The 9,932-nt window shown below is 68.1% G+C and carries 6 protein-coding genes; all 6 read right to left on the bottom strand.

Annotated elements, in window-relative coordinates; translation table 11 throughout:
• Positions 1 to 64: 64 nt before the first annotated feature.
• A complete protein-coding gene (locus ABH937_RS04950) occupies positions 65 to 982 on the bottom strand; it encodes a pPIWI_RE module domain-containing protein (protein WP_370217332.1) in 918 nt (305 codons plus the stop codon).
• Positions 983 to 1,005: 23 nt separating this feature from the next.
• Positions 1,006 to 4,272, bottom strand: a complete 3,267-nt coding sequence (locus ABH937_RS04945) for a hypothetical protein (protein WP_370217331.1) — start codon at positions 4,270 to 4,272, stop codon at positions 1,006 to 1,008.
• The gene (locus tag ABH937_RS04940) at positions 4,263 to 5,567 is read right to left on the bottom strand and encodes a hypothetical protein (protein ID WP_370217330.1); all 1,305 of its coding nucleotides are present in this window, start codon (positions 5,565 to 5,567) and stop codon (positions 4,263 to 4,265) included. Before ABH937_RS04940 ends, ABH937_RS04945 begins: the two co-directional genes overlap by 10 nt.
• A 49-nt stretch (positions 5,568 to 5,616) precedes the next feature.
• On the bottom strand, positions 5,617 to 6,324 hold the full coding sequence (locus tag ABH937_RS04935; protein ID WP_370217329.1) for a hypothetical protein: 708 nt from the start codon (positions 6,322 to 6,324) through the stop codon (positions 5,617 to 5,619).
• Positions 6,325 to 6,713: 389 nt separating this feature from the next.
• Positions 6,714 to 7,049 carry a hypothetical protein gene (locus ABH937_RS04930; RefSeq protein WP_370217328.1) on the bottom strand — a complete coding sequence of 112 codons (336 nt, stop codon included), beginning with the start codon at positions 7,047 to 7,049 and terminating at the stop codon, positions 6,714 to 6,716.
• Positions 7,050 to 7,198: 149 nt separating this feature from the next.
• Positions 7,199 to 9,862 (bottom strand): hypothetical protein, encoded by a 2,664-nt coding sequence (locus tag ABH937_RS04925; protein ID WP_370217327.1) that lies wholly within the window; start codon positions 9,860 to 9,862, stop codon positions 7,199 to 7,201.
• Positions 9,863 to 9,932: the final 70 nt, after the last annotated feature.

Genomic DNA, 9,932 nt, shown 5'->3' with positions numbered 1-9,932 from the left:
GGTCAACGTTCTATGGGCCCTGATCCGTGACGGGAAGAGCTACGAGCCTGCACTCCCCGTCACATCAGCGGCTTGACAACATCATTAGGAGGTCAGCCTGGATCTGCTGGTCGATCTCGTGGAGGACCGAGCGGCCCATACCGAGCCGAGAGAGGGCCTGGAGGGCGAGGCGGTTGACGTCGCGAAGGCGTCCCCGGCCGTCGAGTTCGACCTCGACCAGTGGCCGGTTCGGGTGGTCCTGTTCAACGAGGACTGTGCGGGTGAAGTCCATGGAGCGGCTGATGCGGGTCGCCGAGGCGGAGATGAGGATCAGTGGATCGCTCACGTTGGGCTCGGTCTTCATCCTCAGTCGGATCCGCGGCAGGGAGAAGCGGGTTCCGGGCTCGTCCGGCCACGGGTCGTCCCATGCGACGAGCCCACCCGAAGTGTCGGGGCGAAGCCGAACGGACAGGCCGTCGATGCTCCAGGGTTCGGCTGCGATTCGGCGGGCGAGATCCCAGGTGACGGTCTGGTAGACCCATGTGGGGGCGTCGGGCTGGCCGCTGGGCGAGCGGAGCAGGTAGTCGGAGAGAGCGCGCTGTTCCTGGGGGGTGGAGGCGAACTTCTCCGCGAGGCTGACCGGTTGGTTGAGGTCGATGTCGTCGATGTCCTCGCCCATGGCCAGCCCGTGCAGCAGAGTGAAGACGTCGCGCACCGTGTCGTCGTCGATGGGGTCCAGGCTGGCCAGGACGGCCCGCTTGGCGTCCAGCCAGACGTACCCGCCGGTGAGGGCACGCAGAGCCGTCGTGGCGATGGAGTGGGGGGCCTGGACTTGGTCCCGCCCGGCCCGTCGGCGGTACGCATTCTCGAAGATCTTCCACATGTTGACGCCTGTTGGGCCGCAGTCGCGGACGTGGACGGAGGCGTCCGCGAGGAGGGCGGGCGTGACCCGGCCAGCGAGGAGGTCAAGGCGCTGGGTCTGCTTGGGCGGGCGGGCGGTCATGCGGGCGGGTTCTCCTTCGAGGGTCATGCGGCCACGCCGATTCCGGCGTAGGCGAGGAAGGCGGCGAGGGCTTCGCGGTAGATCTCGTCCATGCGGCGGCGTTCGTCCTCGTCCCAGTTGGCGTGCATCCGCTGGAGGATGCTGGCGAGGTCGGCCTGCCACGAGTCGCGGTGGAAGGCGTAGTCCACGAGGTGCAGGGTCATGTCCGTTCCGCCGCGCCGTGCTCGTCCGGCGAGCTGGATCATGTCGACGACCATGCCTGCGACGATCTCGTCCTGCAGGACCTTGTGGGTCGACCCGAAGCCGGGCGCGGAGCGCATGATCAGGCTCAGACGCCTCCACGCCTCGGTGCGTGCTGCTGCGAGAGCCGCGACAGGGTCGTCGCTGGGTTCCTTGGGGAGGCTGTTGAGGCCGGCGGCGTTGACCGAGGCGTACATCTCCGGGGGGTCGCTCAGCAGCGCCAGGGGGCGGGTGCACAGGTAGACCGGGGTGATCGCCGATTTGGTGCCGATGACGATGTTCAGGCCGCGGGCGATGCGCGCCATGGGGACGACAAGGATCTTCCCCTTGGCCGGGAAAGTCTCGAATTCCTCGGGCGTCAGCTCGATGATGCCTGCGGGCAGCGGCGGCAGGTCACTGCGGCGTTCCTTGTCCGGCGGGACGGCGACGCACAGGCCGCCTGTGTAGTTGCCGGAGTTGTAGATGCCCAGGGCGATGTAGCGACAGTGCAGGTAGGAGTTAACCACCACGGCGGCGTGCGCGCGGTCCTTGTCCTCCTTCTCCAGGCGTTCGAGCTCGGGGTGGATGCGGGTGTCGTACAGGCTCTCGCCGAGCTGCTTGAGGGCCGCTGCCTTGAGGTGCGGGGGGAGCCCGGAGATCTGGATGGGGTTGTTGAGGGAGTCGGTGATGGTGTGTTTCTTCGCGCGGATGCTGTCCGGTGCGGCGTCGGTCATCCACCACTTCACGGTGCTGTGGATGTGCTCACGCACGGCCTGCGGAAAATACGCGGTCGCGGACAGGCCCATGACGGGCCGCTCGATACCGGCGAGGGCGAGCGAGACGATGCTGCCGAGCTGGGCGGTGTAGGTGTGCGGGTCTCCGGTGATGCTCTGGGAGGTGAGCTCGCCGGTCTTGGCCGGGTCGTCCAGGCCGGTGACCCGGTAGCCGAACAGGGCGCGGCCGAGCATGCCGAACGGGAGGATGTTGGCTCCAATGCCGCGCTCAAGACGTTCGGCGAGGGCTCGGGCCGAGGCCAGGCCGCTCGAACGGAGCTGGGCGGTCTTACCCATGAGGTCGTTGAGGGTGTCGTCCAGCTCGGAGAGCCAGGTGCGGACGATGAGCAGTTCGACTGCTTCGGCGCGGTCGTGTTCATCCTTGACGATGGCCTTGAGGAGGTCGCCCAGACGGTGCTGCGTGTGGGTGAGCAGATCGGCGCCGCGGTGGCCGAGAAGGTCACCGAGGGCGTTGCGCACGTCGAGGAAGTGGTCTTCCAACTCCACGGTGCTGAACGGGTCGTCGAGCGGGTCCTGGCCGGGCTTCGGTGGCCTGAGCGCGTTGAGCTTGTCGAAGAGCTCTTGCGGGATCTCGTGCTCGCTGGTGATGCCTGACTCGGGGAGCAGCAGGTGGATCAGGCGGCGGTCCCGGCCCCCGGAGATGTGCCATCCGGTGCTGTTCATACCCGCCCGGTCGCCGACGGGACCGCCATCGCCCTCGTAGTGCCGCAGGTGGAGCTGGCCTTCGCAGACGGCGGCCAACAGGAACTCTGTCAGGTAACGGGCATAGGTGACCGGCGGGACGAGTTCCTTGACCGTGGCCGGTGGCTGCTTGCGCAGCTCGTCGTGGAGCTGCTGGAGCGGGATCTTCTTGTCGAGTCGGGAGTCCAGGACCAGCTCGCTTGAGCACTTCCCGATGGCCGTGGACTGGAACTGGTCGATCTCGTCGATGAGGGTGGCGTGGCAGCGGCGCAGAAGGAACTCGGCCACGCTCAAGCCGTTGGTGGGGCGGTCGTCGAGGGTGATGCCGATGGGCATCCGGCCCATCATGAAGTTGTGGTGGTTGGTCACCACCACTGAGGCGGTGCAAGCGTTGTGGTGTTGCTGGTACTTCCCGCAGACCGGCACGAAGGGGCAGCGCCGGGTTCCCTTGGCCGGAGGGAGCGGGTAGAGGGTCATGCAGGATTCGGATCCCGCGGGGTAGGGGTGCGTGGCCTCGGTGAAGCGGTTCAACGCGCAGCCGTAGGAGAGTTGGCTGATCTTCCAGCGGATCTTGGCCGACTGTTCGGCGATCGATCCTTCGATGCGGGAGGCGATCTTCATGGCCCGCTCGTGCAGGCCGTAGGGTGACATCAGGGGAGTACATGTCTCGGGGTGGCCGAGGTATTCGAGGTCCTGACTGATGTCCCACGCCGCCGAGAGTGTCGCCTCGACGGTGGGGAGGACGATCGCGAGCGTCAGGCCGTTGACGGCGAACCACGAAGCCATGACGCGGACGAGGACGCTCTTACCGGTGCCCGTAGGGGCGTTGAAGACCTCGGTGGCGCCGGCGCAGAGGCGGATCATCTCCTTCGGGGAGATCGTGTCCGTGGTGTTGAGCTGGCTGAAGAGTGCCTTGAGGACCTGGTGCAGGTGCCGGCCTTCGGGCTTGAGCCGCTGGTCCAGTTGCCGGGCGAGGTCGAGGAGGTCGCTGGTTGGCGCCTCGACGTTCGGTACGTAGGCGGCCGTGTGCACCTGGGGCGGGCTCTGGCACGGGTCGGTCTCGGTGCCGCCCGCGAAGGTGGGGATGGTGGCGCGGCCCTGGATCTCCCCGATACCGCCGGCGTAGAGCTTGCGGGTCATCCAGACCCCAGCTACGGCGGGTGGTGTCGGCTTGGGGCGAGGGTGATTCTTGTGGACTCGTTTGAGGGTGCGGTCCACGTAGGCCAGGAGGTCGTCTCCGACCAGGGGCGAGGCGGCTTCCGCTGTGTGAGGTTCGCCGACGGGGACGAACTGGGGTGCCTGGCCAGCAGGGGGCGTGGCCAGTCTCCTGCGGGCAGCCAGCGCGAAGGCCGGTGCGCTGGCGAGTTCTCCGGGAGCATTGACGAGAACGTCGGCGAGGCGCTGCTTTTCCTCGTGGGGGAGGCTCGCCCAGGCCGACCACTTGTCGTACTGGCCGGACAGGAGGAACGCGGCATGCCGGAACGTCCCCGCGGGCTGCCCGTGATCGTCGGACGGGCCGGGGAAGTAGTGAGCGGCGAGCGCCAGCGCGCAGTAGACCGCCGCGTCGTCCTTGCGGAGCTTGCTTGTCAGGCCCATCGGATACCCGCCGTCCTGCAGATCCTCTGGCCGATCTCACCTGCGGTGGTCACCTTCAGGCCGAACTCCTCGCACACCCCACGGAGCAGGGGAAGGGACGCTTCCCGGTAGTCGGGGACGATGATCCACTCGGCTGCGTCATCGCCGCCGTCGGCTTGGATCTTCTTCGCTAGGAGCTTCTCCGAGGTGAAGTCCTTGATGTCGAGCAGAAAGGACTCTCTCTCGTCACCGCGCTGCCACACGTCAACGTGCAGGTCGTAGGCATCCAGGTAGGGCCACACGGTGACGGTGCCGGGGCAGTCGGCCCCGACCCCCAGGGCTGCGCGGCTCATGTGAGGCTCTGGGGCGACGACGAAGCCGCGTGAGATCAGCGCGTCGTACAGGGCGATCTCGAGGAGGCCGGGGACGGTGGTGTAGCGCCATGGTCCGCGTGCCAGCGCCAGATACCCTGCGGCTGGCAGCGGTTGGGGCACGGATCCCCGCAGGTCATGGGCGAGAACCGACGCCGCCCCGGTGGGGGCTGGAGGCGGGGAACCGGGGATCAGTGCCGGCGGCTTACCTGCATCAGGGATCTTGAAGGTGTAGGAGGCGCCCATCAGTTCCGCGTGCGGCCGGTAGAAGCACCGCACCCTGCCGGTGACCGACTTGCGCGAACGGTGCCGGGTGATCTTCATCGGCCAGCGGCATGCGGGGCAGGCAAACCACCACTGCTCGTAGAGCGCAGCGTAGTTGATGGGCCGGTAGAACTGGCCGACGACGCTGGGCAGGTTCAGCCTGCGCACCTCGGTCTCGGTCCCGGCCGGGAGCCGGGAGAGGTCGGAACGGCCCTTGGCATAGGCATCTTGGGTGCCGCGCTTCCTCAGCCCCGAGTTGACGGTGACCTGGTCCATCTCCTGCTCGATTTCGGTGAGGGAGGTAGACCGGCCGTCCCGGGTGGCCTTCTGGACGGCCCGCGCGACCTCCCGCTGTTCCTGGTCAAGGTCGAACAGGTCTTCTTCGAACAGGCCGTCGTCGTTGATCAGATGGACACCAGTCATCTCCTCCGGTGATACCCCATCGGGGAGGAGACGGGCGAGGTCGCCGGTGAGCATCGCCAGGAAGGACTCGAACGGGAGGGGCTGGCCAGGGCCGCGCGCGGCAAGGACTTCGCCGTGGCTTTCCATCAAAGTGCGCAGACGGCCTTCCGGCGCCTGCTCGGTGTCCGTGAGGGCCTGGGCCGCCACTGTTGCCGCGCGCATCATCATCTGCCGGATCACGTCGTGACTGACCGGCTCCGATGTGGAGGTGAACGTCACGCATAGCACCATAAACCTGGGGTACGACAGTCGCGCTCGGATCGACCAATCACAGAGGATCCGGGATGCTGAACTGGACAGCTGGGTAACGGCTTTGGTATTCGGACCGGTGCGCGTTGATGTGCTGCCTGCCTGCCTCGGTGATCCGCCACCGGTACTCAAGGACGAATGTCCCGCGTCCCTTCTCGACGCGGACAGCGAAGGAGTCGATGTATCCCCGGCTTGGTCTGCCGTTGGGGCGGTAGCCGACGCCGAGGTAGAACCTCGAGGTGCCTCCCATGGCGCCCTCTGGCCGACCGTCAGTTCCAGCTTCGGCGACCCTGGCCAGGTTGCGCCACAGCCGCTCCGACAGCAGGTGCGCGGGCCTGCGCGGCGTGGGGGCAATGCCGAGTCCGGCGCGTGCGCAGGCCCGGCCCGCACGGGTCAGTTCCACCAGGACCCGGTGAACGAGACCGACCTGGGGGATGTCGACCCGATCTTCAGTGATCTCGAGAAGCCCCCCGCGGGCAAGCGCGTGCAGGGTGGCTCCGGCTCCAGCGTCGAGGTGGCCTTCCTCGCGAAGTCGCTCCTGGATGGTGGTGTAGTCGGCGAACGGGAGCTCGGTCTTCATCGAGAAGGGCAGCTTGCGCCACGCGGACGCCGGCCCCGGGTCGCGAAAGGCTGCGCGGGCTGCCCTTGCGCGGAGCTCAGCTTCCCGATCCTCATGGAAGCAGGCGAGCAGATAGGCTCGCTGACGGATGTTCAGACCTTCCCACATCGCGTCGGCCCTTCTGCGCGTCAAGGGAGCAGAGCCATCACCCGGCGGCCACACCAGGTACTGGCGTCGCTGGAATGTGGCGCTCCTACGCTCTCAGAGCCCAGCCGGGAAGTGGTTCCCCCGCGCCGAGGCCAGCCGTGGTGAAGCTTCCGCGCGCTTGACGCCGGGCCGGGATTCGCCTGGCTTGTGGCGTGCTGGCCCATCACGGCCCACCCCTCCGTCATAGCGTCACCAGGACGCCGGCCAGGCTACGGCAGCCCGGTGACAGTCCCAGCAGAGCACCAAGTTGAGGCTGGCGCAGCCGATGCTGGCCATCGTCAGCCACTTGGGCCTCTGACGCGCCGCCAGCCGACCGGTTCCAGTGCTGGGAGCTGGCGTTAGAGGCGACCCTAGTTGAGGTAGGTGTAGCGGAAGAGGCCGTCGAAGCCGAGTCCGCGGTACAGCTCCTCGAACGACTCCCATTCCCGCTCGTCCCCGATGTCGCCTCGGGCGGCGGTGACGTCGGCGGCCTCCAGGTCGTGCTCGCGCCACTCGTGGGCGCAGCGGCAGCGGACGAAGACCTGGGGCCCGACGTTCAGGAGGAGCCAGTCGCGGTGGGCTCGGCAGTTGGGGCAGGTGATGGTGATGCCGCGGGGGTTGAGCTCGGCGGGGTGGGGGACGGCGAGGATGACGGTGGGGGTGGGTTCGGGGGCAGGGTTGTGGAAGTCGTGGTCGTAGTCGGTCATGCGGTCCTTTCGCATCGGCTGCTGGGCAGCAAGGACCATATGACGCACGGCCGTTGAATGGATCCCGGCGGGCGCAATGGACATCGAAACGACACCCGTGCCTGTGGCGGCCGCCCCGATGGTGGGGCAGCCGCCATGAGGTGTCCTGGCTACCGGCTGTGCGTGGCCTGTTGTGCGGCTACGGCCTGGCGGGCGAGGGCAGTGAGGTAGGGGTCGTCTGGCATCCGGTTGTCGACGAGGGTGGTGACGGCGTCTTCCCAGGAGAGGGCGGGGTGGTCGGCGTGGAGCTGGCCGAGGTCGGCTGAGCCGATGGCGGTGATCTGGTCGGTGTCGATGCCGGCGAATACTGCTTGGACGAGCCGGCCCATGGGGAACATGGCGCCGATCGCCTCGCCGACAGCCGCGACGACACGGTGCTGCAGGCGCTGTTGGGCGGTGGACCACAGCTGTCCGTCGGGCGGTACGACCTTGCCGAGGGCTTGGTGGCGGGCGAGTCCTTCCTCGATGTAGGCGATGAGCTCCGGGGAGGAGAAGGCGTTGAGTTCGACGCGCTGGTAGCGCCACTTGGCGGGCTCGCCGTTCGGGCGCCAGGCGCAGGGCTTGCCCGTGAACCACTGGCGGCCGGCGTCGGACAGGTGGGGCAGGATGCGAGCGGGCAGGGCGGCGTCGCGGGTGTCGGGCTCGGCCTCGAGTCCCTTGGCCTGGGCGTCTTCGACGGTCAGGCCGAGGTCGATGACCTTCACGCGGTGGTCGGGCATGCGGGTGGTCTCCTCCCCGAGGGTGCGGGCGATGTTGTAGCCGTAGGGGTCGGCGTCGTGGAGGACGAAGATCTGCACGTCGCCGGGGGGCATCTTGGCGAGCAGTTCGCGGCACGCCTCGGTGCCGTAGCCCTCGTTGGTGATGACGGCCATGTCGTACTTCTCGGCGAGGCCCGACTCGCGTACCGGCGGCCACAGGCCCGTCTTCTCGATGACGAGGATCTTGTTGTAGCTCCACTTCGGCGGGATGTACTGCTGGACCTCGCGGGTACCCAGCCGCACGTCCATCAGCCCGGTGGGGTCATGGGGGTGGTGCAGGGTTCCGCGCGGCTCGCGGTAGAGGCCCTGGATGGGTCCGTTCTGGCGTTCCCAGTCGGGGATCAGCGTCTGCTCGACGTAGGGGGCGTTGAGCTTGGACCCGATGGGGAGGAGCTTCAGCGCGAGCGGCCGGATCTTGTAGAACAGGGTGTGGGCGGAGAACGACAGGCCCTCGGTGCCTCGGGCCTGGCTGATGGCCTCACGCATGACCGTGAACACGGCGTCCTTCTTGGACAGCTTCGGCGCGGTCAGGTTGGCGGTGCTGGCCTTGTACGCGCGCATCGCAGCCCGCTGCTCACGCCGGTCGGCGGCCTGCTTGGAGCGCTGGTCCTTGGCCAGCACCTTCGTCGCGGCGGTGAGGGCCTTCGCGCAGGCCTCGGCGATCTCGGGCGGGATGACGAGTGCCGTCTTGCCCTTGTCGGTGAACTGCGGGACCGGGCACACCAGGTGCACGATGGCGGCCCGGCACCACAGGTTGCCCGGATCGGGGGCGGCGTCGGCCCTGGACAGGAACGAGGCCGCCCCGGTGCTGGCAAGCTTGTCGCCGACCAGGCGGGTGGCGGCCAGCGGGTCGCCGAAGGTCGCCGAGTAGTTCACGGCAAAGCACACGGCGCCGGCGCGCTTCGTGCGGGCAACCGCCACCTCGATGCTCCACGGGATCCCCGCCGCGTCGGTCAGCTGCTTGCGGGAGAACCATGCCTCCTCGACACCGAAGGCGTGGTCGAGGATGTGGGTGTAGTGGTCGCGGGGGACCTGGCCGAGGCAGGAGGGCGTTTGCGGCTTGCTGTGCTCCTTCATCGCGGCCAGCAGCACCGGGATCTGGTCCGGGTGCTCCTCGAACCCGGACAGGTGCGTGACCTGGGGAACCTGCTCGGCGATCTTCTTGGCCTTGGCCGAGCCGGTCAGGCCCGCGAAGGTATTGGTGAACGCCCGAACCGTCAGGTCCGCACCACCCGCGCGGTGCTCGCGGATGTGGGCGAAGACCAGCTTCGTCATCGCGGCCTCGTCGTAGTGATGTGCACAGGTCGGGTCGGTGGGCAGCGGCTTGCACCACCCCTTGGGCGCAGTGGGCTCGTAAATTCCGGCCCTGTCCGCGCCGCCGGTCTGACCGTGGTCAACGAAGCGCGCGTGCGGGTTGACGAGGGCGAACTTTTGCAGCCAGGCAGCCGCCTTCTCGGCCGTGACCTGCTCGGCGGGCAGCGGCACGATGACCGAGGTACCGGTGGTGCGGCTGGAGGGGACCTTCGTGTGGCGGGGGGCCACGTCGCCCAAGGGGTCGGCGGACACAGCGATCTCGTGCCGCACCCCCAGCGCCTCGACCACCACCGGCTCGGCGATGCCGAGCGCGTAGGGGATGCCGAGCAGGGTCTTGAACGCGTTGCCCTGCATTCCGCGGGTCGGCGAGCGCAGGCTCTCCTTGTCGGACACGTTGCAGGTGAAATCCAGGATCCGCTCGACCACCCCGCCCGCCATGCCGGGCCCGTTGTCCGTCACACAAACCCGCGCCACACCGTCGGCCCACGTCACCGCGAGGCCGATCTCGGGGCGGTCGCTCCCGAGGCGGTCGCTCCCGGTCTCCGCCGCGTCGAGGGCGTTGTCGAGCAGCTCCTTGATGACGACGTCACCGAACCTCGCGCGGGGCTGACCGGTCTGGGACTGCAAGGCCCGCTCTTCCAGGAACTCCGCGGTGCGGGACGTCGAGAACACGGTGCGCTGCACGACCGGGATCGAACTCAAGAAGCTGTCTCCAAATGCTGGTGAGGATGGTGGGTTGCCCGGCCACCGACTGGGCAACGGGAGCGAAGAG

The organism is Kitasatospora sp. GAS1066B (assembly GCF_041262605.1).
GTDB lineage: Bacteria > Actinomycetota > Actinomycetes > Streptomycetales > Streptomycetaceae > Kitasatospora.
Note: the sequence above shows the minus strand (reverse complement) of the source record. Positions and strands in the feature narration are given on the sequence as shown.

Excerpts from the sequence above, each read along its gene's own strand:
- ABH937_RS04950 (WP_370217332.1), bottom strand. The coding sequence starts at position 982 with ATGACCGCCCGCCCGCCCAAGCAGACCCAGCGCCTTGACCTCCTCGCT.
- ABH937_RS04945 (WP_370217331.1), bottom strand. The coding sequence starts at position 4,272 with ATGGGCCTGACAAGCAAGCTCCGCAAGGACGACGCGGCGGTCTACTGC.
- ABH937_RS04935 (WP_370217329.1), bottom strand. The coding sequence starts at position 6,324 with ATGTGGGAAGGTCTGAACATCCGTCAGCGAGCCTATCTGCTCGCCTGC.
- ABH937_RS04930 (WP_370217328.1), bottom strand. The coding sequence starts at position 7,049 with ATGACCGACTACGACCACGACTTCCACAACCCTGCCCCCGAACCCACC.